Genomic DNA, 24,783 nt, shown 5'->3' on the forward strand with positions numbered 1-24,783 from the left:
GCCGCTCTGAGCTTCCAGAAATCGTTAACCGTTACATGGCGGGTGAGTTTGGACTACAAGAGTTCATCACTCACACTATGGGTCTTGATGACGTTAACGAAGCATTCGACCTAATGCACAAAGGCGAGTCTATCCGTACTGTTCTACATATGGATAAGTAAGCAAAAGATTAAGCACTAGTATTAATGGCGCTAATATTTAAAGCGCCATCAACACAAAGCTTATTAACTAAATAGAAAGTCCGTTAGAGATTATTTAACGGGCTTTCTTTTTTTTCGAAGCAAGATTTTTATTAAAGGCAAAACCTTTAATAAAAATCTTAATCCTGTAACTGGGCCATTATTATGTTGTACAAACTTCGTTCCTCTTTACCTCTACAATTGATGCTTGCTGCATTACTTGCATGGAGTATCGCCTTCTTCTTGTCTCCCACTGTAGAGGCAACCCAAGCAAATTGGTATCAATTATTAATGCTAGGGAAAGTCACGTACATTGGCCTGCTAAAAATGGTCGTCGGCCTAGTCGTTATGTTTTCGTTACTTCAAGGGATAACAAGCATTGGCTCAATCACACGCTTAAAAGCGGTCGGCCGTAATACGTTACTGTTCTACAGCTTTACAACCTTGCTTGCTATCTCTCTTGGCTTAAGTGCGTCGTTACTACTACCGGATTGGCAGCCACTAACTGAGCTCACTCCGGTTGGTGACAATGTTCAGTTAATCAGTGAAGACGCGGCAGGGGGCGCAGCCATCGCGAGTAAGCTTTTGAATATGGCATTCGTCAATCCAGTTGCTGCTTTAACGACTGGAAACTTACTCGCTATCGTGGTGTTTTCATTTATGCTGGGGCTTGCTCTACTCTCATCTTTACCTGAGAAGCACCCGATCTTCGAAATGCTTAATGGCATCAATAAAAGTGTAAATACCATTGTGGGTTGGATCATCCGCCTATCACCACTCGCCGTATTTGCGATTGTTTTTGATTTCACAGTTCGAGGTGGTGAATCGCTATTCGAACAGCTCGCACTCTTTGCTCTACTGGTGTTTGCCCTAACTTTTGTTCATGGTGCTCTCGTCCTTCCGACAATAGCGAAACTGATGACCGGCATTAAATATACAACTCTATTTAAAGCCATAGCCGCACCAATGACGATGGCATTTGCGACATCATCAAGCTCTGCGACATTGCCATTAGCTATGCAAAGTGCTCAGGAAAAGTTGGGAGTCTCGCAAAGTACCAGCAGTATGGTATTACCGCTTGGTGCCGTCATGAATATGGATGGAACGGCGCTATTTGAAGGTGTAGCTGCGATATTTTTAGCACAACTTTTTGGTGTTGATTTGACCACATCAGGGCTAGTAATGATTTTTATTATGGCAATGGTCTCATCTGTAGGTGCGCCAGGAATGCCATCGGGTTCCATGTCTGGGATGCAATTGGTTCTATTAGCCGCCGGGATCCCACTAGAAGCGATTGCTATTTTACTGATCATTGAACGACCACTTGATACGTTCCGTACAGCCGTCAATGTCGAGGGCGATATGATTGCCGCACTGGTCATTGATAAATGGCAAAAACAACCAGAACCTTCTGTCGAGCTTTCCGCCACCAAAATCTACTCTGCATAGCGATACTCTAAGTAGCTATAATCAGGATAGTTCTACTTCCATGTAAAAGAGCCCCAAACAAAAAGCCCGTTAGCTTTAACTAACGGGTTTTTTATTCATACTGTGTAAACGGAAACTAAGAGCTTTATAACCGAAGTTAGGCCGTTATAACGGTAAATATCGTCATGATTAAAGCAAGAATGAAAGAAAACACGTTAAAGACACCACCAATAACACTGCCTACAACAGGGAAAAAGTCCGCAATCACCGAGATAGGTTTAAAGACTAGGATAAACCCTAAATAAATCACACCACACCCTACAGCTCGCCCTAACCAAGTCCAAAATGTATTTTCACGCTGTGCGATATCGAACATTCCATCAGCACTTTCTGTCCCATACTCTAATAAGTAAATACTGCCTCTGGCCTTTGTTCTATACCTTTGTAAGGTATTGCCATTTTGCTGAGCAACAACCGACACTACGGCTGGCTCAATCACGTAAAATTGAACCTGCATGTCACCAATCTGAGGGGCTTGAGGGTCGTCACCGATATAGTAGCCACCATCATAAAATGAAACCATCCCGTAGCTTTGTTGCCCGATTTCAGTATCAGACTCTACTTCAAGTTTCTCTAGCCCATCCATTTTTCTCGCTAAAGACCGAGGAAATGAAAACGCGCCAAAGTCCATCTCTTTTGCTTCCAAAGTACCCTGGTTAAATGTGACATTTTGTGGGTTTTTATAAGACTTGTCTCGAAATGAGTTTGAGTTAATCAAGCCGTTAGCCCAAACTTTTTGGTAGCTGTATGTGGTGACCTCTTTTTCACCGCCACCCAACTGTTTCTCCGTCTTGGTGCTGGTATCTTCTTCCCACTGATAAACTTGAACTTCACGAACTAAACGTAAGGCATTCGCGCTCACGTTAAAAGCAGGGTCAGTCAGCACTTCATCAGTGTCCACCATTCCTGACGTATGGATAAGTTTTCCAGCATTCTCCGCGAGAATAGTATCAACGCTTACAGACTTAACGATCGCAGCACCTTCATTGAGGGAGCTCTCTCTTTTGTCAGATCGGTCTTCGTTTTGATTTAGACCAAAAATGGCAATAACAATGAGGATCACACCGGCGACAATGCCTTTAAAAGCTTCGGCTATACGCCCAAACCATGTTCGTTCAATAGTTTCACTGAAAGCATTCTCTACAGAAAACCCATTTTCTTCATTATCACTCATGCATCACCCCCAACATTCAAAAACCCACCACCATTAAGTACCAGTACGCAATAATGATCTGAGGCGAGTATTTAAACAATTTACGAAGGGAATTACAATACAGGATACTTATAATAAGTGAATGTCACATCACGAAAGTCAGCAAATATATGAGGCTAGATTTCGTTATTGATATAAAGAAGCAAGGTTCGACCTAAGGCGAGCTCTACAGCGGCTTTGGCCTCTTCTTCCCCAATAGTAGGAGCAAGTAAGTGCGCAATACGGGTTATAGCATTCTGCGTTGCCTGCGCTGTTACAGGGGCGATGGCATTGGTCATAATGATGCGCAAACTTTCTCTGAAAATTTGATTCTCTCGTAGTGACCGTTCCCAAGATTCAAAAAAACGCTCTTTAGAGCTCACATCAATTAATCGAATTGCTTCGGGAAATATCTTGCCTTGTAATGCAGTCGCGAAATGCATTTTGCTGGGGAAATAACGCTGTATGGAAGACTTAGTGACGCCCATATCCTTAGAGATACGGTCGTACGTCACGGCATCCCAGCCTTCCGCCAAGAAGATCTTCAGGATCAGCTCATCATACAGTTTTTGCTTTTTTTCCATTTCTGCCGCGCTGATTCTAGCCATTACTTTCCCCTACTAAACGTTCACGCACTATACCTTATATGTAGGAAATCACTAACTCCAAGTAGCGATAAAGCATAATGGCACTTGGTTGTTATCGCGACCATTCTGCTCACACTAGCGTAAATTCAAACCTCTGAGTCTGGGCGATATGGCGCTTCTTTTAAGGTATGGCTAATCAACAACTTAAGGTAAAACACTGGTAAGAACCATTCCAAAGCTTCAGTACAGGAAAAGATAGAGAACTTCATTCATATATTTAACCTACTCGGCGCATACGTCGATACTGACCAAGCTGAAATACTTTATACGTTGATTCTTGGGTTACTCAATCAGCAAGTCGTTTACGGTAAACCTATCGCTCCTGAATACATTACATCACTGCTTAGTAAACACCTCACCGCTTAAACGAAATACTTAACAGCCTAAAGACGTAAATCTCACGGGCTTTTTGCATTAGTCATTAATGCATGTTCAGTTCTCTTAAGCATCCCAGCATGTGCACTTCCACCTTCACACTCAGAACACATTCTAAGAAATAATCGCAGACATCGCTCTGTTGAGCCTAAATACGATTGAACTGCACACTAACTATCAAAGCTATCAATAGTTGATCATAAAACACAAACAAAATACAATGCGGTAACAATATTACAACAATAATACCATTATGATCTCCTACGAATGCGTTTCGTTCATTTTGAATAAGAAAGATAAAATCCTGTTAGAGCGACGAGCTGATAATAAAAAAACGGAGCCCGGAAGAGTCACGATTCCTGGTGGCCATATTGAAAAAGGCGAAACCCAAGTACAGGCTCTCACACGAGAAGTTGAAGAAGAACTTGGTATTCAAGCTACTGATTTTACTTATTTGTGTACATTGGAGAATCAAGCAGAAGAGCTACAAATCGTTCATTACTACTCCATAAACTCATGGAAAGGCATGATCTCTTGTTTTGAAGCTGATGCCCTATTATGGTCTCCTATCACAGACCAACGTTTCCCAGAAAGAACATCGGATAAATTGGCATTAAAACAGCTAATGTTAATGAGGGCTTAAATGACGAAACAACTAATAATATTCGACCTTGATAAAACTCTAATTTCAGTAGATTCAATCAGCCTATGGAACGCCTATTTACTCGAAAACCAATTAATTAGCGATTCAACGTTCATTACAAGAAACGACGAATTTATTCAGTCGTACCATAAAGGTGAGCTCAATCTGAATGACTATATCGAGTTCTGCATGCAGCCATTAGCGCACATGTCGGTAGACAAGATAAGTCAGATGGCTCAGCAATTTACCAATACAATGATCATCGATAAGATCTTCCCTAGCGCCAAGAATCTAATCAAAGATTTAAATTCCGATCCCTCAATCACTTTATTGATCATTTCTGCCTCACCGAGCTTTTTGGTCAAACATATCGCGAGAATGTTGAATATTGAACACTATATCGGAACGGAAATCATTGAAGATGAAGGTTGTTATGCACCGCTTATTTCCGGCACTGCAAGCTTCAAGGAAGGAAAGGTGACTCGCTTAAAGAGTTGGCTAACAAGCACCAACACTCATTATGCTGAAACACATTTCTATTCTGACTCATACAACGATTTGCCGCTGTTGTTGGATGCCGATAAAGCCTATGCCGTAAACCCATGCCCTCAACTCACAGCGCACGCGACTACAGCAAATTGGCCGATTTTAACTTGGGAGCTCACCCCATAACTTTAAAATGACCAATTGCTGTTTCGAGTATTTACCAATACTCAGCTTTGCTTAACGCTTCAACGCATTTTGGTGTTTCCAAAATTGGCATAATGGATTCACCCGTCAAAGACTGCGCTAACCAACCGTGTGGGAAGCTCAATGGGAATGGTGCTTTAATGATGTTTTCCTCAACTACCTCAAAGCCAACTCGCGAATAGTAGTTTGGATCGCCGTACGTCACCGCTGTTTCAACGCCCTTCGCTTTTAGTTCATTAAGCCCAAAGTTAATCAGCTTTTGTCCTACGCCTTGTTTTTGGTTTTGAGTACATACTGCCATTGGCGAAAGTAAATACGCGTTGTTTGCGTGCTCTGCGGATAACTTTGAAAAAATCACCGCGCCAATAATGGTTTGATTGCTTTCTGCCACAAAACAATAGAAATCATTTGGGCTTGTCGTTGTCAGTAAGTCGTAACTCAGTTGCCCAACACTGTTACCTTCTTCTGCACTTTCTGAGTCGGTAAATGTGGTTGTATAAAGTTGTTTAATCGTCCCAATTTCACTCGGGTGGTACTGTCTAAAGTTCATCATATTCATCTGTCCAATTATGCTTTTCTAAGCACGAAAAATTGATAGTCATATTCTTTTTGAGTTGTGAAATAGTTCTCTACTTCTCTTTTCATATCTTGGTAGGCCGCTGAGTTGCCCATATCAGGTTCCAAAGTTTTGAGGCGCTGTTTCAATGGTTGATAGTAAGCATCCCAGCCCTCTCGGCTTAACGGGAACTGATTGATAACTTGATACCCCAATGCTTTGGCCTGTTGAATACGTTCAGCGGCCGTTGTCATATCTGGGTATTCTTTTTGCCAGAACTCCAAAGCGGATTGACTTGGTGTTTCGGTTGACCAAACCAAGTCATTCACCACCAGCACACCACCTGCATTCAAGTATGGCTTCCACTGTTGCATCGCTTGTTTGACGCCCATGATATAAGCGCTTCCTTCACTCCAAATCACATCAAACGACGTATTCTCAAATGGTAAGTCGGTCATACTGGCGCAAACGGTTTGTACCTTGCTTTCCAAACCTAACTCAGTGAGGCGCAATTTTAGTGTCTCTAACGCCGGAGCATCGTTATCAATGGCAGTCATCGCGCAACTAATCTGAGACGCGAGCACTTGGGTTGCTACGCCTTTACCACAGCCGATTTCCAACAATGACTGAGGCGAAAACGGAAGATGACTCAGGGCGTGTTCAGTATCTTGCGGCGTTCCCGGCCCTAGCCGTTCTAACCCATCAAAAATACGCTCAAAGTCGGCCATGTATTGCTCATGTTCGTTCATATCTTTCGATAACCATTTCAATCGCAAAGCCTGTTTTTCATCAAAGCCTTGCTTCATTAACCAATCGAGGTGTGCATCGGGCGCTATCTTATCTGCTGACTCATGCCACTCTTTCATGCCTCCGCTACCAAGCATTGCAGCGAGTAAATCTCTAGAGCGTCGCTTTTGCTCGATCTCTTCATCTAGCTGCTTCAAACGGCTTTCAAGCATTGACCGATCAACTTTTTCATCCAGGCACACTTGGCATTCTTTGAGCGTTAACCCACCCGCTTGAAGTTGCTGTAACAACCTCACCCGCTGTAGGTCTCGCTCTGAAAAGCTTCGGTAGCCATTGCTTTGTCTGGTTGAGTTAATCAAACCCAGCTTTCCATAATAGAGAAGCGTTGAGCGACTTAGCCCGACAAGGGCAGCCAATTCTGATATGCGGTACATGCACTTTCCTCTTAATTCGGTAAGCAAGATAAACTATGAAGCTTTAGTCAGGTCAATAACCAATATAGAACTTTTTTCAATCCATGACATTCAGACGAGAAAGTAAGCCCCTGAAAATAACGACTCTCGAAAAATATTTTCATAAAAATCGAAATTAATTTCGTCTTTCTAAAAGTGGCCGCGTCTTATGAGTAACAAGACAGCCAAATCGGCTTAATGACATAACCAACCCACTATTTAGGTAATAAAGATGATTAAAGTAGTTAGTTTTAAAATTTGTCCGTTCGTTCAACGTGTTACTGCCGCTCTTGAAGCAAAACAAATCCCATACGAAATTGAATACATCAGCTTAAGTGATAAGCCGCAATGGTTTTTAGATGTGTCACCAAACGGGCAAGTACCGATTTTGATCACTGAATCTGGCACGACCTTGTTTGAGTCTGATGCGATCATTGAATACATCGAAGATGAATTTAGTCCATTAGAGAATAACGTCACCAATGAACAGCGCGCTTTAGATAGAGCATGGAGCTATCTAGGGTCGAAACACTACTTAGCGCAATGTGGCACCATGAGCAGCAAGAACGGCGAGACGTTTGCGGAACGTTCTGAAAAGCTCATCAAAGCGTTTAAGAAAGCCGAGGATAAGCTGTCAGGCGACACTCAATTCTTCAAATCAAACGAGTTGAGCAATGTCGATATGGCATGGATTCCTTTGCTACACCGTGCGGCCATCGTAAAAGAAAAGGTGGGATATGACTTCTTATGTGGTCTACCAAAAATGCAGGCATGGCAGAAAAACTTGCTGGAAACTGGGCTAGTTGAAAAGTCCGTATCAGAAGACTTCGTCGAACTGTTTGGCAATTTCTACCTAGCTAATACGTACCTTGCGGAAGGTAAAGACATTCAGCAACAAGGCGGTTGTGGCTCCACCAGTTGCTGCGGGTAACAAATGAAAATAAAAATAGAAGAGTAAGTGTGGGGGCGAATATCGCCCCTATTTCCATACAAAGATAAATGCTCTTTTCAGTGGCAACGAGTCCAGTTTACACCCGCCGGAATATAAACAGAGACCCGGTAGCAGCATTGTACTCATGGATAGAGAGCACCTCAGTTGTAGTCACTCAGTTATATAGTAGCTCTGTTATTTTGGGTCTGTAGTAGTAGATCAACTGGCGTAGAACAACCGTCGTAAATCAATGCTAGCCACTGACAACAATACGGTTCATCTGTTCACCAGCAGGTAACTTTGAGTCAATCCTTTCGCCTGTTTCAGTGTAGTACGCCAAACCACTCATTAGCTTTTTGAAGACGCCCTTCATCATCGGTTCCATAACCAACTTACCCATAACCCAACCCGCAGGGCCCGCTTTGACCACAAATTCCGATGACATGGTTAATTCGCTTGTATCATCGTTGATAGACTTAACAGCCATCTCGACTGACATACTTTTTAGGGGCATCGAATACTCTGACAGTACAATTTTCATTCGACGACCTTCGTCATACTCCACAATTTCTTCCACTAACGTTGTCCCATCATTAAACGTACATAAGCGCTTTGCTCCAAGCCCTGAATGAATGTCATTGATGATAGGTGACGCCTTAATCGTTAATGCGTAATTTTCAACACTGCAAAAGTCAGACATCACTTGCCATAGCTTGTTTGCAGGAACTTTTACTTGGATTTTTTTCTCAATTTGATGTGGCATAACAATGTCCTTATTTAGATGTATTGTGTAAAAAATAGTGAGAGTTTCCGAAGCTGTACCTTATTTGGCTTGTAATCCACGTAAGATAATTTCAACGGAATTAGATAAATTCTTCTTAAAATTTGGTTTCATATCCTGAAAAGCTTCAAGCTGATAGATTCGTTGTAACGCATCATTTTGCTGCGACTCCGCCGCCCAATAAGTCGACGTTGCGGCGAAGCTTAGCGTTAAAAATTGAAACGCTTTTTCACCTTGAAGATCCGGATAAACTCGGCTTACGTCTGCCGCTAGTTGGTACAGTAAGGTGGCTGATAATTGTTTAAATTCCAGCAGTTGTTCATATGAGCTGTTGTTTTCTAGCGATACAAATAGGATCGGGGTCAAATCTAAAAACTGCGGGTGAGATAAATTAGATTCCACCCAGACCTCAGCAAAATCTTTTACATTCGCCTCTTGTTCTAATGATTGAAGTCGATGTGCGCAGTCTTCTTTCCACAGCAAAAATAGATCAGCAAAAATATTAAGAAATACCTCCTCTTTAGAACTGAAATAGCGATACATATTGGACTTGGTAAAACCAGCTTCCGTCGCGATTCCATTAAAGCTGACCTTTTCATAGCCATTCTTTTTGAACAAGGTTAGTGCCGCCTTATAAATGGCTTCTTTCCTTTCATTTTTCTTTTCGTCTGATCTTGCTCTTTGCCAGTTCATATTTACCCATTAAGTGACCACCAGTCTTTTAATTAAGATAAGAGACCACCAGTCACTTGTAAAGATCTTTTTATAAAAAGATCAATAAGACCTCGCAGCACGTCAAAGAGAGCAAAGTACATATTGATAGAAATGAGCTAGTTAGGTAGCCATGTAGACAGATTAAAAAGTGACGACTACCGTCTATAGAAAGAGGTGTTCTATGAGAAGAGTTTTAATTCCAAGTTCGAGCCCTTACGCTCCAATTATTGGTTTTTCACGTGCGGTCAGGGTTGGTAATCATATTTCGGTTGGAGGTACTGCTCCTATTGATGAACAAGGGCTCACCGTTGGTATCGGCAATCCTGCTCAACAAACAGAGCGATGTATTCAGACCATAAAAGCGGCACTCGAAAGCGCTGGGAGCAGTTTGAGTGACGTCGTCCGCACCAGAGTAATGCTAACGAATATTGATGACTGGCCTGAAGTTGCTAAAGTTCGCGGCAAATACTTCAAAGATATACAACCCGTCGACACCGTTGTAGAAGTAAGCCGCTTTATTAACTCTGAATGGCGAATAGAAATAGAAGCTGAAGCCATTGTTAGCGACGATCATCGCTAACGTTTAGAGTGAGATCCTTGCAGCACGATTTCGGAGCTCACTCACCTAAAATACAGCTGCTTACTGCATAGGTTCAGGTATAGCCTTAAGAACATTAACGGTCTCGCCTAATTCAATACCAAAATGTTGTTTTACAGCAGCTAAGTAAGAATCATCTTCTTGCAGTTCTAATTCTTCCACCACCCCATTAGTGATTAATTTCAGGTTGTGGTTGAACAATATGGCAACGCCATGCTCTGTTGGGCATGAAGCAATCCGGTTTTTGAAGAAGAAGGATTCAGGATAGCTAGATACGAAAAAGTTACTGGTGTGGATATCCCCAGGGCAAACGTGCGCAAAATCAAAACTGTAAAGGTTTTGCCAATGCATATCCCCTTCTTCATTCTTTTCAAATATCTGCAGCATAGAACCAAACACCTCATCCTTCACAAAACGAAACGTTTGAATGTCAGTATGAATGTCGACATCGAAATTCAGTGGCAGTGGTGCTCGTGGTGTATGAGAACCAAAACCAGTATCCACTATCCATAACTCGCCATCGAGATCCACCAGCGAAAACTGATGGCTACGGCCTGTCGGTGTTGGCCCTTTATGAACTCGTGCAAGTTGCCTTGTCACCTTAAAGCCTGATGTATCCAGTACTTGATACATCAGTTCGTTCAATTCAAAGCAATAACCACCTCGCTCGCTGTAAACTAGTTTTTGAACAATATCCTCTAACTCTACTGATACGCCTTTTCCGAGTTGAATATCAAAATTCTCAAAAGGCATTTTACGATGCTGAGCATGATGTAACTCAGCTAAGCCTTTAACACTAACTGAAGGATTATCGACTAAACCCACTTTTGAAAAGTATGCGGATAGATCTTTAGTATTCATCATTATTTAAGCCTCTGGTGCGGTTATAGCGAGCGGAATGAACAACAACCTACAAGCTTCAAACCCATTTATTATTGAGATGACACACACCATAAAACCTAAACCTAACTTGAGGTCAATAGGTTATTTATAAACCTGAGAATTGCATCGGCTTCCCCTTTATTTCCTGTTCAGAATATGAAATTTATTTTCTAATATGAGACTCTTGCTGCTCGTGATTACTCACTGCTGCATACATAACGCAGCTCAGTACACATACTCCGCCCATAATTAGATAGCCCACGCTTAACCCAAAGAACTTAACACTCAGTCCCGCACTTAGGTACGTAAACAGCCACCAAAAATGCGTCAGTGAAAAGTGGGCAGCGAAATAAGGAGCAGTATCTTCATTGCCACAAGCTTCTGTAATGAGCAGTCCCGCCGAAGTTTGAATACATGACATCCCCACTCCCATAGCCAAACACATCAAGCCAAATCCAACCCAGCCCGGAGTCAAACTCCCCAAAACAAAAGAGACGCAAATAGTCCCCAGTCCCACCCAATGAAAGTGCTGAGGGGAGTGCCTTTCTAGCCATTTGGGTAACCTCAATGCCATCAAAATCGAACCGAGCCCAACCACCATCATCGCCAATGCTGTTTGAGTTTCGTCCCCATGAAGTACTTCGTGCACATAAATAACGGTATTCACTAAAACCATTGCAGAAGCACTCGCCGCAGCTAAATACGCAAACCATAATGCGCGTAAAGTGGGTTTATTGAGGTAATCTTTCATTCCCTTTAACACGCTTAACTTCCGCTCACTTCGCGTGTGATCGACAGTATTTTTCAAGCTGGGTAAAGTACACAATAAGATCAAAACACCAGACAACAAAAAGGTCGCTGCATCAAGCATAAAGAGCTGCCTAAAACCAATTAGACTTAGCAATAAAGCCGTCAGCATAGGGCTAAAAATCTGCTCTAAGTCGTAAGCCATACGACTGAAAGATAGAGCTTTGGCGTATTGGGTTTTCTCGGGTAGTACTAACGGTAATGTCGATTGAAACAACGGTGTGAAACCAGCCGAACATGCATTAATGACGAACATCAGCACATACACTTCCCATACTTCAGTGACGAAAGGTAAGCATACAAACATCAAAGCTCTAACCAAGTCTAACGCCACTAACGTTTGCCGTTTTGGTAAGCGATGAGCGATAACCCCGAAAACAGGGGCTAGCCCAATATAAGCAAGCATCTTTAGTGCGAAGGCGATACTAAGTACCATGCCCGCTTCTTCGCCGGCTAAATCATACGCCAAGAGTGCCAAACAGATGGAACTCATACCGGTTCCGATCAGTGAAATGATTTGAGCAGATAACAAACGCAAGTAGTTACGGTTATGCCACATGGATGGCACCGACGTTTCAGCCATCATTCTTTACCTCCGAGACTTGCTGTTAGGTCAGAAAATAAAGTGTTTACCCACAATTTAAGCGTATCCAGAAAACGGCCAAACCAAGTGGCCGGCTGAATATCAGCATCTGCGAGTAGCGGGGAGCGTGCGACCACTGCATCGTTATTCGTCCACAACACTTCACCCACGGTATCTCCCTGCGAGATCGGCGCAATGAGAGGCGTATTCAGCACGATTTTTTTGTCTAATCGTTCAATCATTCCCCTCGGTAACGTTAGATAAACATCCTCAGATACACTTGCACTCACACTATCCATATCGCCTTTCCAAACACGAACTCCAGACTCTATTTGCCCTTTATTGCGCAGTTGCTTGGTATCGTAAAATCGAAAGCCATAATTCAATAAACTTTTAGATGAGCTGGTTCGTGATTGCTGACTGCGAGTTCCCATAACCACCGAAATAAGTCGCATACTCCCCTCAGTGGCAGAGCTGACTAAACTGAAACCAGCCTTTTCGGTATACCCGGTTTTACCGCCATCGACCTGAATGGATTTATCCCACAACAATTTATTTCGGTTGTACTGAGTAATACCTCCCCACTCAAACACTCTTTCTTGGTACAACGCATAAACACTTGGCACATCGTTAATAATAGACTTCATTAACTGAGCCATATCGAGTGGCGAGGTTTGAATACCTTCGCTATCTAAGCCGTGGGCATTAACAAATTGAGTATCTTGCATACCAAGAGATTGCGCCCAACCGTTCATCAAGCTAACAAATGCCTTCTCGCTTCCCGCGACATGCTCTGCTAGCGCAACTGAGGCGTCGTTCCCCGACTGAATTATTACGCCTCGCATCAAATTAGAGACGGAAATCTCATCGCCAGGTTGAATGAACATTTTGGAGGATTCAGGAAACTTCGCAGACCAAGCTTGCTCACTCACTGTGACCTTATCTTCCCAGTTCAATCGCCCAGCATTGATCTCTTGGCCTATCACATAAGCCGTCATCAACTTGGTAAGGCTCGCAGGAGCCAAAATAGATCGCGCATTCTGCTCGGCTATAATCGCTCCCGACTGAAAGTCCATTAATACATAACCTTTCGCCTGGAGTTCTGGCGGATTAGGCGTCACCACCGCGAGCACAGGAGCGCTCGCTAGCAAAGCCAAAGAAGCAACACTTAGCGATCTTAGCGGTAGCATCGTTCTAAGAAAGGTTTTGGGATTTTGAACATTCAGAGTTAATGAAACCGTGTTTGATGAGGCCATTACGCATCCTCCAAAGATAAAGCTGCGATATCACCCATGTAACTTTGTCGACCCACTTTATTGGTCGTAATGTGTTGGTGGGTTTCTGTTCCTTTGCCACAAACTAGGATCAAGTCCCCTTTGCGGCTCAACTGTTTGGCTAAACGAATCGCTTCTTGTCTGTCGCTAATCTCATAACACAGGGTATCGCCTACCTGTGAAGTCAAAGCTCGAAAGATGTCTTCTTGCATTTCCCCTAGTGGGTTATCAGAAGTAAACATCACAACATCAGAATGTTCGGCACAAAGCCTGCCAATTTCAGCGGCATCTTGAATTCGATCACCCGTCACGCCAACCACCGTAATCACTTTCTCTGACACTGGGCTTGTTAAGCCTTGATAGAGCGCCTGTAGCCCGTCGTAGTTATGCGCATAGTCGACAAGTGCCACCGCACCACTCTTCAATGTCAGGTAATTAGCACGCCCTTCGGGACAAACTACACTCTCTAATGCCACGGCTACTTTCAAAAAAGACCAACCGAGCGCGAGTAATGATGAAGCCATTGCCAATGAGTTTTCTACGTTGAAGAGAAAAGGCATTTTTGAACGGATGGTTTTGCTACTACCTCGAAAGTTCAAAGTAAATTCAGCCCCAATTCGGCTCACCTTTACCTCCGTCGCATAAACATCCGCTTCGCTGTTTTCTATCGAAAATGTCAACGTCTGCACTCGGTATTTGGATCGCTCAATGGCAACCTGAGCATGAGCGTCATCTAGATTAATGATTGCAAAGCCATTCGGTTTTATACGATCTAAAATTTGTAGTTTGGCTTGCACATAGCCATCTAAGGTTCGGTGATAATCTAGGTGATCGCGGCCAATGTTCGTCACCACCCCAACCTCTAAAGGCACAAAACCAGCCCTATCCTGCGCGAGGGCATGGCTACTAAGTTCCATGACGTTGCATTGCACGTGCTGCTTCACCATGTCACTAAACAAATTCAACAGGGTCACGCTGTCTGGCGTTGTGTTGCCGAGTATGCTCTTCTGACCTGAAAACTCGGCACCAAGCGTGCCAATATAAGCACTAGAAATAGACTGATTGAGAATTTGATTAAGCCCATACGCGACCGTCGTTTTTCCGTTAGTTCCCGTTACACCAAGGTGGCGAATTTTATGGTGAGGATACAAATAGAAAGCCTTAATCAACGATAGGCTCTGGTAATAACTGTCCGTTATGAAGACAGGGACAGGAGCGTTTACTGGCTTCGTCGCGATCACCGCAATTGCGCCATTTTTTATCGCACTATCAACATAACCGTGACTGTCATGCGCCATACCCTCACGACAGACAAACACATCATTGGGTGTAATTTCTTCACTGTTGGTTAAAAAACGTCTCACAGAAAGTTGTGACAGTTTCTCTAGATATCCTTTTAACTTCTCATTCAACATCCGCTTTATCTCTATTGATTCACTAGGATTTTTTGATTGAGTTGAGTATATTTCCAGAAGGTGAATCGATGAAATTGAACAAATCAATGACCACTATTAGTAATATTGATAACCCGTAATCAAATAGATGCGAAGTAAGGTAAACAGATGAAAGAATTAAACTGGCGTGGGATCGACTTAAACTTGATGCTGACGTTTGATGCTTTATTTCGCCTAGGAAGTGTTTCATCGGCGTCCAAAGAGCTCCATTTAGGCCAACCGGCTACCAGTTACAACCTAAAAAGGTTAAGACAGCTACTCGATGACCCTTTGTTTGAGCGCCAAGGCAACTTAATGCTCCCAACCACTCGGGCACTAGAAGTCGCTCCGAAAGTCCAACAAATACTAGCGATCTTCACACAAGACATTTTACCCACCAGTGAGTTTAAGCCAGAGGAATACCAAGGAAAATTCATCATCGGTGTGAGCGATTATGCTGAGCAGATTTTCGGACCAGAAATCTTCGACACTCTGCAAAAGGTCGCGCCAAACAGTAAAGTATTGTTAAAGCCCCTAGACAGCGAAAACTGTGTCGAACTGTTGGAGCAACAAGATACCGACTTGTGCATTGGCGTATTTCAAGGGCTTCCACCACACGTAGAAAGCACCTTTCTTTACCGTGAAAAACACTTATGTACCTTTGATAATCAAGTATTAAAGACTCCACTTCCCATCCCACTTGATACATATCTAAGCACGCCCCAAATGATCATCACGGCCAATCAAAACCTGACTAGCCAAGTCGACTCTACGCTTGAAAACTTGGGTGTAGAACGGAACGTCGTGCTCGGAACTTCTCGATTTTTCACCATTCGACGAATGCTTTCAGGGCGAAGAACCTTAGCCGTCATGGCTGAAATGGTGGGGCGTTCAGAACTCATCAGTGACGAACTAACACTATGTGAGCCCCCAATAGATATACCCGATTTTGATATAGAGATGGTCACGCTAAAGCGAAACGCCACACACCCAAGGATCGCCTGGATAAGCCAGCTAGTACAAACCATCATCCAAGATCGCGTCCAAGAACTACGGGCAGAAAAAAGCCCCAGCTAAACAACTTAGCTAGGGCGTTTTATTCGTTTAACTGAGAGATTATCTGTGACTAACATTTTAAATGTGCTCGCCAGATTTTTAAGAGACGTTGCCAGCTCGGCTTGCTCTCTTGATGTTGAGCACCCGCTAATTTAACCGTCGCAATCAAACCAATTTATGATTGAGATGAAGCACACTACAAGTACTCACGCTGTATATATTACGTTTACGCCTTACGAAGCTAGACTTTCATATTTACACCAAAGTATAGAGTTTCAATCCTCGACATATCCCTGTTCTTCCAGTTATCGATGGTATCTTCGGCACGGTAACCAAACTCTAATTTTAGATTCTTTGCAGCCTCATACATAGCACCAACGCGTCCACCAGCTAACACACCATCATCAACATCTGAGTGCGAGTAACCCGTCGAGGCGCCTACCAATAGTGCCCACTTTGGAGCAACACTATATAAGTAGTCATAAGCACCCACCATAGTTGTGTAATTGTAATCAACGGCATGTGAAACAGTCGCGCTCCAACGGTGCGCCTTACCACTTACCACATGATAACCAATACTAGGGGTAAAACTTGAGTCGTATAGAGCTGTATACCCATCAGAAATACCAAAGTTAACGTAATGCTCAAGCTCAGCAGATACCACATTTATCGACAATAAGCACAAAGGGAAAATAATGTATTTCATCAATACCTCCAAAAATATAAAACAGTGTGCAATTAAAAAATACAATTACCCTAAACCTAAAATTGGATATTAAAATCGAATCTAGAAGGTAAGGAAGGTGTATAGGGGAAGAATGATTAATCGCAACAAAACAGAGATTGCGATGTTATAACGTAAGAGGCTAGTGATGTCAGGGTAATGTCAGTTTCAAATAGAACAACAGCTATCCAAACGTTACGCCATACAAAAAACGCTCTAGCAAGCTAGAGCGTTTATAAAGTAGCGTTCCGACCTTTAATTTTCTAACTTTTAAATGTGCTCGCCAGATTTTTAAGAGACGTTGCCAGCTCGGCTTGCTCTCTTGCCGTTGAAGCAATCTGAGTTGCGCCTGTAGTTGATTCTGTTGATTTCTCTTCCACGGTCATAACATTTTGTGCGATATCTTGTGTCACTACAGCTTGCTCTTCCGTTGCTGTCGCTATCTGGTCTGCCATATTGAAAATTTCGCTAACCGACTCAGAGATAGCTTGCAGTGTATGCTCGACTTCTCTTGAATCCTCAACGGCTTGTGACGCTTTCTTCTGGCTGTTATCAATCACGCTAAACGCACCCTCTACGTCAGATTGTAGAGAAGAAATAAAGCCTTCGATTTCAGAAGTAGACTCTTGTGTACGCTGTGCAAGTGTTCGAACTTCATCGGCAACCACGGCGAAGCCACGGCCCTGTTCACCAGCACGCGCAGCTTCAATTGCAGCATTTAGTGCCAGTAGGTTCGTTTGTTCAGCAACCGATTTAATCACGTCAATCACGTTGTTAATGTTGGTGCTACTTTCATGCAAATGCGTAATTTTCGCTGCTAGGCTATCGATTTCAGAAGCAAGGCTTTCAATAGATTGATAAGACTTCTGAACGGTACCTAAACCACCTTGTGCTTGATCATCCGCTAGCTTAGCCGACTCCGCAGTTTGCTGAGTTTTGCTCGCCACTTCACTAACCGTCGCTGAAAGCTCTTCTGTCGCCGTCGCAATCAAACCAATCTGGTCTTGTTGCTCGATCATCGATGTTGAGTTGTATTGGCAAGTTTGAGAAGTTTCTTCCGCAGCCGATGCGAGTGTCATGCTCGAATTAGACAAGTTATCAATCACGCTCGCGAACTTCTCTAACGTGTTGTTAAGTGATGCCGATATTTGACCTAATTCACTTCCATCAATATGAGAAGCGCGAACTGTTAGGTCATTCTCATCTCTTACCGATGCCATTACAGAGGTTAGGTTTTTAACTCGAGCAGAAAGATCCTTGATGATTAGGAAACTAATAATCGCGGCAATCAAAGTGATCAATGCACACGCAATAATATTAATCAGCATCGACGCCTGAGCATCTTTCGCTTTTTGTTCTGTTAACGTAATCAGTGAGTCTGCGATTTTATTTTCAGCACTCTTAAGCTGAACAATACGCCCTGTAGCTTGGGTAAACCAATACACAGGATCAACATCGAAGCCACTCATTTTAGACTTGGCTAATTGGCGTAGCTTTTCAACTTCTGTCACTGATGCGTCTTGTAATTGTTGCTCAAAAAAGTTGATGTTGTCTTGGTTGCTTAATACTTTGAAATTTGAAAAGTAAGTCTCTTGCTGAGTCACGAGAGAGATAAATTTCACTAACATTCCCGGGCCAAACTCATTTTTTGAGAATGTATTGTTCAGCACTGCTCGCTCAATACCAGCGCGCTCTTTACCTTGAAGGAAATTGTAGTAAGCAATGGTTTCGGTAGAGATAGTTGCATCTGTGCTTAATTCAGCAATCAGCTCAGACACGCTAAGAAGTTTTGCGTTAAGTTGAGTGTAATACGCTAGCGCTTCAGATAACGGAATAGACTGAGAGTCGACTCGGCTTCGAATTGAATTGATTTGGCTTAGCCCTTGGCTAATCGAATTATTGAGCTGGTTAATCTCATTAATTTCAATATTTTCTGACTGCCAGTAGCTTTCTCGCTGTGAACGTTTACCGTCGGCGGCACGTCTCTGCGAGCTCAATTCATTGACAAACTTAGTACCTTTAGAGCCAAGGTAACCTGCGGTCATCCCTCGTTCTTTTTGCAACTCATGAACCAGTTCACTGTACACGACAGATAATCGCGTTAACTGGTTAAGAGAGCTCATTTCATTTGTCGTCGAAATGCTTTGAGAGATAGAGGATGTGCTCATCCAAAGGAAGCCTAAAATTGGCAACGTTAATAAAAGGAGAATTTTTCTCTTAAACGAGAGATCCGAGATATTCATAATGATTCCCTAGCTAGACACTGACTTTACGTCTTATTTTCAAGCCCACATTTTACGTGCGGCTATTTAAGCTCCAAAAGTATTGATTATACCGTATCACATCAATAACCCTTTATGAGTATACGCTAATAACCTTGCTGCAAATCAATGAAGTCGTCTCAAATCTATAAATACATTCACAAAAAAGATAACAGAACGACGAATAAGCAAGCCGTAATATAGATTAGACGAACTAGTTTTTTTCGTTATACATATCGCTAGAAAGATCACACTAGTTAACACTTTATTGACATATATCATAATATTCGCTTCTCTCTCACCGCGCCCTTTTGAAGAAAGAAAAACTGACAAAATCTCCAACTCGGTTTCACTATCACTCTTAAGCATCATTCAAACCAGGAATTAGGGACTCTTACGGCAACAACGTCGCTCTTTACGCACACTTCTCCCTCTGAAAATAACTGACAAGTCAAAACGACTTTACTTGCCTTTGCCTCTAAAATTGTTGCGACTAACTGAACCGGTTTATTTATTGCAACTGGCTTTAAAAAGGTCACGTCAAGCTTCCCGGTAGCAAACCAAACGAGATCCCCTTGCCCTATTTCGCGCTCAGCCAATTGATAACCTTTGGCTATGGCGGTGCATACACAATGACAATCAATGATGGTTGATATCACTCCACCATTTAAGAAGTGAGTTGGGCCAGCACAATGTTGAGGGGAAGGCATGAATATACACTCTGACTTTTCCTCGCCCAGCCAATAGCTTTTGATTTGTAACCCGTCTTTATTCTCTTTCCCGCAGCCAAAACAATGATTGTTTGGGATTAAGTCCTGAAAATTCTGTCGCTCAGCCATGCATACCTTCCTAAATATCGGTTGTCGTCCTACTCATTATGGATGTTAGATAGCCTTACCACAGGATAGTTAAAGCAAAAGTTAATTTAGTAACAGGCACAACAATGACCACTCTAGCGGTAGCCAGAGCAGTCATGGGTAACCTATGCAGAAGCACTCAATCTAAGAACCCTCTACTTCCAGCACTAATTTCCCGCGAGCACTGCCACTTTCTAGTCGCTCATGAGCAGCAGCCACGTCTGACATTGGGATACTTTGGATCTGTGGAGGTACAATTACCTGCTGCTCAACAAGTTCGAGAACACGCTCTAAGTCTTGGGAGAAGCTTTCATCATTAAGGTAAGCGAAGATCTTCTCACGACCACGCTCCTGAGCATCTTGGATGCTGGCGTTTATATCCCCATCTTCCGTTATTGTGGCGATACTCACGAGCTTTCCGCCAGGCTTCAATAATGAAATAGGATCATCAATTGAATTGCCGCTAACCACATCAATAATCAAATCTAGCCCTTCTGGTGCCCACTCCAATATAGACCGGCTAATATTCTGAGTTTGATAATCAATCGCTAAGTCAGAACCTAATTGAGTCACGTAATCAATGTTGCGCCCACTGCATGTTGTCGCGACTTCAGCTCCTTGCCACTTAGCAAGTTGAACTGCAAAGCTACCCACACCACCTGAAGCGCCATTGATCAGCACTTTTTTTCCTTCGGCAGAAGTAAGCTGACCTTTGTCTTGGCTAAATAGAGCCTGCCAAGCCGTTAATGCAGCAATGGGTAAAGACGCCGCAGTTTTAAAATCGACAGACTCAGGTAGTTTCGTGACATGACTTTGTGCGACTGACAGATATTGTGCATAAGAGCCATGCTTTCCTTGTTCAAATAAGTTAGAGCCACTTGCAACACGATCGCCTATCGAAATACCAGTCACCGACTCACCAACTTCGACAACGGTTCCAGCAGCATCTAGCCCTATGGCAAGAGGAAAAGACTTCTCTGCCATATGCGCTTTTAAATGCCCTGCTCTAATTTTCCAGTCTGCCGGGTTCAGCCCCGAGTACGCGACTTTAACCAAAACGTCAGTAGGGCCAATTGCAGGAACTGAAAGGTCAGCTATCTCAAACTCGCTACTGCTTCCCCAGTTTTTAATTACTGCGGCTTTCATTGATTTAGGCAGGTTCATTGAGTTAGACGCATTCATTGACTTAGACATAGTTCTTCCTTGTTATTAGCGAGAGATTAAAGAGTGTTTAAAGCCAATGAGACTAAGTTTTGCTGCGCTTGCTTCGTTGACATCGCAGCCGCTTCTTCACCGAGCCCCATACCATGTACATAAACGGTGTTTACATCTTCAATTCCGATAAAGTTCAGAACATGATTTAGATAAGGCGTTTGAAAGTCTTTGTGCTTTTCTGTTTCCGTTCGGAAGTTACCACCCGCACTGCTAATAATGACTGCTTGCTTACCTTTAATTAATCCCTCTGGGCCATGTGCGTGGTATTTGAAAGTCATTCCAATGCGGCAAATCTGGTCGATGTAGGACTTAAGCAAAGTAGTAATACCGAAGTTATGCATAGGTGATGCAATGACAATAATGTCTGCGGTATTGAGTTCTTCAATGTATTCAAGAGAAGGGCTTACAATCTCTAACTGCTTGTCTGTTAGCTGTTCAGCGGGTGTATAAAATGCCTGCAGAATTTCAGAATCGTAGATAGGCGCTGGTGTTTTTGCTAAATCGCGAATTTTAAAGTCATACTGTTGCGACTTATCGTTTAATTGCGCTGCCAAATAATCGGCCATAGAATTTGAAACAGAGTGATCGGCGGTTGGGCTAGATTTGATGATTAGAACTTTCTTAGTTTCAGTTGTCATAATGGATCTCTTCCTATTTATCGTGATGAAATCTGCGGTGACTTCAACTCTTACTATCTTTTCGGTTGAGAACATTATTGACTGATATTACATTGTTGATAATCCGTCATTTTTGAATTTCACTGTTTCCTAGGAGAAACAATGGACATCCAGTTAATCTATTACTTCGTCAACATTGTAAAATTTGGTAGCTTCACCAAAGCAGCAGAGGCACTTAAAGTTCCTAAATCTAGCCTCAGTAAAGCCGTCACTAAACTTGAAGAAAACACAGGGACAAAGCTGCTAGTACGCTCTACGCGAAAACAAAGCCTGACAGAAGCTGGACGGTTGTTTTACGAGTCTTGCCTAGGCCCAGTTCAAAATATTGAAGAGGCTGAGAAGTCTCTTTATGGAATGGACAACGACATTTCAGGTACGGTCAAAATTACCGTTCCAGAAGATTTCGAAGTGTTTTTGCTCTCTTCTTGCATCCAATCACTTTGTGAACAATACCCAAAGCTCAAGATCATCATTCATAGCACCAACAATAAAATTGATTTGATTGGCGAGGGCTACGATTTTGCAATTCGAATCGGCCCTCTAGAAGAAAGTAACCTACGAGTTAGGAACATTGGTTATATAGAGCCAATCACTGCTGTGTCTAAGCAATATTATGACCAGATTGAAGTGAATCACCCCAGTGACTTACTCAACGTCAGATGTTTAGGGCTCGGTTCAAAAAGTACCAATCAGGTTTGGCGACTCACCAAAGACGACGTAACCGAAATAGTAAAAACTCCACTTGTCGTAGAAACAAATCAAATCACAAGTGTGCACAAGCTAACGCTATCTGGAGTTGGTGTTTCCGCACTACCCACATTTTTATGCAAAGATGACCTAGAAACAGGAAGGCTTATCAGGATCCTAAAAGATTGGCGTTATATGGATGTGCCCGTGTCACTGGTCTCTCCCCAATCAACCATCAACTCAAAACGATTGAAAGTAGTCAGCGACGCCATAGTGACAACGTTGAGCCATACCTTTAGTTAAACCTAAGCCAACCTGTTCAACTAAGTAGAAAAATGGGGCGGGTTAACAGGAGCGATAACTTACTCGTAAATGGCGACAAGTTCGTTCCACAGCTGTGTTGCGACGGGGCCTTGTTGATGTTTCCTATTCCTGAACATATACAAGTCCCCATAAGATCGTTCAGGTATCCCTTCAATGCTTACTGCAACCAAGCGGCCGTCTTCAAGCTCATCTTTTATTAAATGCTCTGGAATACCTCCCCATCCAAGTCCTGCTATGATCAATTCTTTCTTGGTAGCAAAGTCATTCACGCTCCACGCCTCTCGGCCGGAAGTAATATGGTAAGAAGCTTTTTCAGAGTGCTGCGCGCTATCCCGAATGACAATTTGTTCATAATCATCGACTTCTTCAAGGCTGATACTCCCCTTAGAGTTTGGAGGGAAATAACCTGGCGCAGCGACATTCACAATAACAACTTTGGCGACAGCGAGCCGCTCATGGTTAACATTCAGCCCTATCTCTGGGCCAAATGCGAGGTCAGCCTCTTCCGCGTCAATACGCTCCACCACGCCATTAAGCGATTCCGTATAAACCTTAAATTGAGTATGTGGGAAATTATCGATTATCGGTTTTATCTTCGCTAACAAAGCAGGAAGTGGAAATACAATACTGGCTACGATTGTAAATTTTGGCTCAATTCCTTTGGTAAGCTGATGACCCATTTTATCTAGGCGATTGAAGTGCTCCATAGTGAGCTTCGCATTATGATAAAAGGCCTCTCCCGCAGAGGTTAATGTCGGTCGGTATTCATCTCGATTAAAAAGTAAAACGTCATACTTCTCTTCTAAGTTTTTTATTGCTGCACTCACGGCTGCTTGCGTTTTATAGATGCTCTTGGCTGCTTTTCTAAAACTTCCTTGATCAGCTACCGCTAAAAAAGCCTTCAATTGTTCATTCGTCATCGATTAACCCCTACTCTTCCTCTAGTAACACGATAACTTAAACCTATCATTTTAACAAAATAACACAGCTATCTTTTTATCATTACAACCACTATCTTAGTGTGACTGAGTCAACGAGCCACCCTAGTGGCTTCATAACGCATAGCCGAATAAGTGAGATAGTTTTATGTTAAAGAGTATTTTGATCACCGGTGCTAACGGTGGATTAGGCAAAGAGTCTGCCCGTCAGTTAGCCTTATTAGAAGGCACTGAAAAAATATACCTCGGATGTCGAAATGAAGCCAAAGCTCTGGCTGCGAAGAAGGAACTGGAGGAGTTAACGGGGAAGTCGATATTTGAGATTTTAATCATGGATGTAGCAGACCTTAACTCTGTGAAGCTGGCTGTTGCTTCATTAGAGTCTCCAATAGAGGCTTTGGTAATGAATGCCGGAGGTGCAGGAGGAAAAGAGTTCAACCAAAAGACTGCCGACGGAGTTATTCAACAGTTTGCGGTCAATGTATTGGGCCATGTCGTACTCACTGAAGAACTATTAAAAGCTAAAAAATTAACCAAAGTCGCTTTATATGCCGGGTCCGAAGCTGCAAGAGGTGTAAAAGAAATGGGGATGAACGCTCCAGATCTTAAAACATCTTCAGTCGATGAGTTTGCTTCTATTTGTGATGGTACATTTTTTGGAAATATCGAAGATTCCCAAATTCCCTATGGCCCGACTAAGTACATGGCCGCGATGTGGATGTCTTCTATTTCTCGTCAATATCCTGAGATTCGATTTGTAACGATGAGTCCAGGTGGAACCAAAGGAACGCAAGCACTGAGTAGCCTGCCCGTATTAAAGAGATTGATGTTCGCGTCGATGCTTCAATTGATGTCACTGTTCGGAAAGGTGCACAAGGTTGAGGTAGGGGCTAAACGTTTTGTCACTGCTTTGGTCGATAACACCTATAAGAGCGGCTCATTCTACGGCAGCCAATCTGGTATTTCGGGTCCCATCGTTGATCAAAGTACTCTTTTTTCTGAATTGAAAAATCAGGTCTTTCAAGATAATGCCAATAAAGCCATTCATCGCTTTATCAATTGAGTATTACCG

24 protein-coding genes and 1 pseudogene are annotated in these 24,783 nt (G+C 42.9%); 9 read left to right on the plus strand and 16 right to left on the minus strand.

Annotated elements, in window-relative coordinates; translation table 11 throughout:
- Positions 1 to 161: pseudogene (locus L4C33_RS08050) on the plus strand (S-(hydroxymethyl)glutathione dehydrogenase); the annotation flags it as partial.
- 183 nt (positions 162 to 344) lie between these two features.
- Positions 345 to 1,628, plus strand: a complete 1,284-nt coding sequence (locus tag L4C33_RS08055) for a dicarboxylate/amino acid:cation symporter (protein ID WP_428811917.1) — start codon at positions 345 to 347, stop codon at positions 1,626 to 1,628.
- Positions 1,629 to 1,764: 136 nt separating this feature from the next.
- Here L4C33_RS08055 and L4C33_RS08060 read toward each other — a convergent pair whose 3' ends face one another.
- Complete coding sequence (locus tag L4C33_RS08060) at positions 1,765 to 2,841, minus strand: TMEM43 family protein (protein WP_428811918.1); 1,077 nt, start codon at positions 2,839 to 2,841, stop codon at positions 1,765 to 1,767.
- Between the two features lie 155 nt (positions 2,842 to 2,996).
- Positions 2,997 to 3,467 carry a TetR/AcrR family transcriptional regulator gene (locus L4C33_RS08065; RefSeq protein WP_428811919.1) on the minus strand — a complete coding sequence of 157 codons (471 nt, stop codon included), beginning with the start codon at positions 3,465 to 3,467 and terminating at the stop codon, positions 2,997 to 2,999.
- Positions 3,468 to 4,134: 667 nt separating this feature from the next.
- Here L4C33_RS08065 and L4C33_RS08070 point away from each other — a divergent pair.
- A complete protein-coding gene (locus tag L4C33_RS08070; protein WP_428811920.1) occupies positions 4,135 to 4,524 on the plus strand; it encodes an NUDIX hydrolase in 390 nt (129 codons plus the stop codon).
- The gene (locus tag L4C33_RS08075) at positions 4,525 to 5,196 is read left to right on the plus strand and encodes an HAD family hydrolase (RefSeq protein ID WP_428811921.1); all 672 of its coding nucleotides are present in this window, start codon (positions 4,525 to 4,527) and stop codon (positions 5,194 to 5,196) included.
- A 31-nt stretch (positions 5,197 to 5,227) separates the two neighbouring features.
- Here the strand turns inward: L4C33_RS08075 and L4C33_RS08080 are convergent, their stop codons facing one another.
- A complete protein-coding gene (locus L4C33_RS08080) occupies positions 5,228 to 5,764 on the minus strand; it encodes a GNAT family N-acetyltransferase (protein ID WP_428811939.1) in 537 nt (178 codons plus the stop codon).
- Positions 5,765 to 5,781: 17 nt separating this feature from the next.
- Positions 5,782 to 6,951: a MerR family transcriptional regulator gene (locus L4C33_RS08085; protein WP_428811922.1), complete on the minus strand. Its 1,170-nt coding sequence runs from the start codon at positions 6,949 to 6,951 to the stop codon at positions 5,782 to 5,784.
- A gap of 250 nt (positions 6,952 to 7,201) precedes the next feature.
- Between L4C33_RS08085 and L4C33_RS08090 the strand changes: the two genes are divergently transcribed.
- Positions 7,202 to 7,900, plus strand: coding sequence for a glutathione S-transferase family protein (locus L4C33_RS08090; RefSeq protein ID WP_428811923.1), 699 nt, complete (start codon positions 7,202 to 7,204; stop codon positions 7,898 to 7,900).
- A 253-nt stretch (positions 7,901 to 8,153) separates the two neighbouring features.
- Here L4C33_RS08090 and L4C33_RS08095 read toward each other — a convergent pair whose 3' ends face one another.
- Together L4C33_RS08095 and L4C33_RS08100 are read right to left on the minus strand one after the other, a co-directional pair.
- Positions 8,154 to 8,663, minus strand: a complete 510-nt coding sequence (locus L4C33_RS08095; protein WP_428811924.1) for an SRPBCC family protein — start codon at positions 8,661 to 8,663, stop codon at positions 8,154 to 8,156.
- Positions 8,664 to 8,723: 60 nt separating this feature from the next.
- On the minus strand, positions 8,724 to 9,374 hold the full coding sequence (locus L4C33_RS08100; protein ID WP_428811925.1) for a TetR/AcrR family transcriptional regulator: 651 nt from the start codon (positions 9,372 to 9,374) through the stop codon (positions 8,724 to 8,726).
- Between the two features lie 202 nt (positions 9,375 to 9,576).
- Between L4C33_RS08100 and L4C33_RS08105 the strand changes: the two genes are divergently transcribed.
- Positions 9,577 to 9,975 carry a RidA family protein gene (locus L4C33_RS08105; RefSeq protein ID WP_428811926.1) on the plus strand — a complete coding sequence of 133 codons (399 nt, stop codon included), beginning with the start codon at positions 9,577 to 9,579 and terminating at the stop codon, positions 9,973 to 9,975.
- A 60-nt stretch (positions 9,976 to 10,035) separates the two neighbouring features.
- Here L4C33_RS08105 and L4C33_RS08110 read toward each other — a convergent pair whose 3' ends face one another.
- The 4 genes from L4C33_RS08110 to L4C33_RS08125 all read right to left on the minus strand — a co-directional run bounded on the left by L4C33_RS08110 (position 10,036) and on the right by L4C33_RS08125 (position 14,954).
- Positions 10,036 to 10,857: an arylamine N-acetyltransferase family protein gene (locus tag L4C33_RS08110; RefSeq protein WP_428811927.1), complete on the minus strand. Its 822-nt coding sequence runs from the start codon at positions 10,855 to 10,857 to the stop codon at positions 10,036 to 10,038.
- 181 nt (positions 10,858 to 11,038) lie between these two features.
- Positions 11,039 to 12,268, minus strand: coding sequence for an MFS transporter (locus L4C33_RS08115; RefSeq protein WP_428811928.1), 1,230 nt, complete (start codon positions 12,266 to 12,268; stop codon positions 11,039 to 11,041).
- Positions 12,265 to 13,455 carry a D-alanyl-D-alanine carboxypeptidase family protein gene (locus L4C33_RS08120; protein ID WP_428811940.1) on the minus strand — a complete coding sequence of 397 codons (1,191 nt, stop codon included), beginning with the start codon at positions 13,453 to 13,455 and terminating at the stop codon, positions 12,265 to 12,267. The genes L4C33_RS08115 and L4C33_RS08120 overlap by 4 nt, the downstream gene beginning before the upstream one ends.
- Before the next feature lie 65 nt (positions 13,456 to 13,520).
- Positions 13,521 to 14,954 carry a Mur ligase family protein gene (locus L4C33_RS08125; protein ID WP_428811929.1) on the minus strand — a complete coding sequence of 478 codons (1,434 nt, stop codon included), beginning with the start codon at positions 14,952 to 14,954 and terminating at the stop codon, positions 13,521 to 13,523.
- Between the two features lie 147 nt (positions 14,955 to 15,101).
- Here L4C33_RS08125 and L4C33_RS08130 point away from each other — a divergent pair, with 147 nt between their 5' ends.
- Entirely contained in the window at positions 15,102 to 16,049 is a 948-nt protein-coding gene (locus tag L4C33_RS08130) for a LysR substrate-binding domain-containing protein (protein ID WP_428811930.1), read from the plus strand.
- Between the two features lie 220 nt (positions 16,050 to 16,269).
- Here the strand turns inward: L4C33_RS08130 and L4C33_RS08135 are convergent, their stop codons facing one another.
- The 5 genes from L4C33_RS08135 to L4C33_RS08155 form a co-directional block, all read right to left on the minus strand.
- Positions 16,270 to 16,734 carry a hypothetical protein gene (locus tag L4C33_RS08135; protein ID WP_428811931.1) on the minus strand — a complete coding sequence of 155 codons (465 nt, stop codon included), beginning with the start codon at positions 16,732 to 16,734 and terminating at the stop codon, positions 16,270 to 16,272.
- Between the two features lie 281 nt (positions 16,735 to 17,015).
- The gene (locus tag L4C33_RS08140; RefSeq protein ID WP_428811932.1) at positions 17,016 to 18,995 is read right to left on the minus strand and encodes a methyl-accepting chemotaxis protein; all 1,980 of its coding nucleotides are present in this window, start codon (positions 18,993 to 18,995) and stop codon (positions 17,016 to 17,018) included.
- 386 nt (positions 18,996 to 19,381) lie between these two features.
- A complete protein-coding gene (locus L4C33_RS08145; protein ID WP_428811933.1) occupies positions 19,382 to 19,852 on the minus strand; it encodes a PaaI family thioesterase in 471 nt (156 codons plus the stop codon).
- 162 nt (positions 19,853 to 20,014) lie between these two features.
- Positions 20,015 to 21,064, minus strand: coding sequence for an NADP-dependent oxidoreductase (locus L4C33_RS08150; protein ID WP_428811934.1), 1,050 nt, complete (start codon positions 21,062 to 21,064; stop codon positions 20,015 to 20,017).
- A 26-nt stretch (positions 21,065 to 21,090) separates the two neighbouring features.
- Entirely contained in the window at positions 21,091 to 21,723 is a 633-nt protein-coding gene (locus tag L4C33_RS08155; RefSeq protein ID WP_428811935.1) for an FMN-dependent NADH-azoreductase, read from the minus strand.
- Between the two features lie 141 nt (positions 21,724 to 21,864).
- On the opposite strand from L4C33_RS08155, the gene L4C33_RS08160 reads away from it, so the two are divergent.
- The gene (locus tag L4C33_RS08160; RefSeq protein WP_428811936.1) at positions 21,865 to 22,752 is read left to right on the plus strand and encodes a LysR family transcriptional regulator; all 888 of its coding nucleotides are present in this window, start codon (positions 21,865 to 21,867) and stop codon (positions 22,750 to 22,752) included.
- 59 nt (positions 22,753 to 22,811) lie between these two features.
- On the opposite strand, the gene L4C33_RS08165 is transcribed toward L4C33_RS08160, so the two are convergent.
- Positions 22,812 to 23,693, minus strand: coding sequence for a LysR family transcriptional regulator (locus L4C33_RS08165; RefSeq protein WP_428811937.1), 882 nt, complete (start codon positions 23,691 to 23,693; stop codon positions 22,812 to 22,814).
- Between the two features lie 166 nt (positions 23,694 to 23,859).
- Here L4C33_RS08165 and L4C33_RS08170 point away from each other — a divergent pair, with 166 nt between their 5' ends.
- On the plus strand, positions 23,860 to 24,774 hold the full coding sequence (locus L4C33_RS08170; protein ID WP_428811938.1) for an SDR family NAD(P)-dependent oxidoreductase: 915 nt from the start codon (positions 23,860 to 23,862) through the stop codon (positions 24,772 to 24,774).
- Positions 24,775 to 24,783 lie beyond the last annotated feature (9 nt).

The organism is Vibrio makurazakiensis (assembly GCF_050337375.1).
Classification (GTDB): Bacteria; Pseudomonadota; Gammaproteobacteria; order Enterobacterales; family Vibrionaceae; genus Vibrio; species Vibrio makurazakiensis.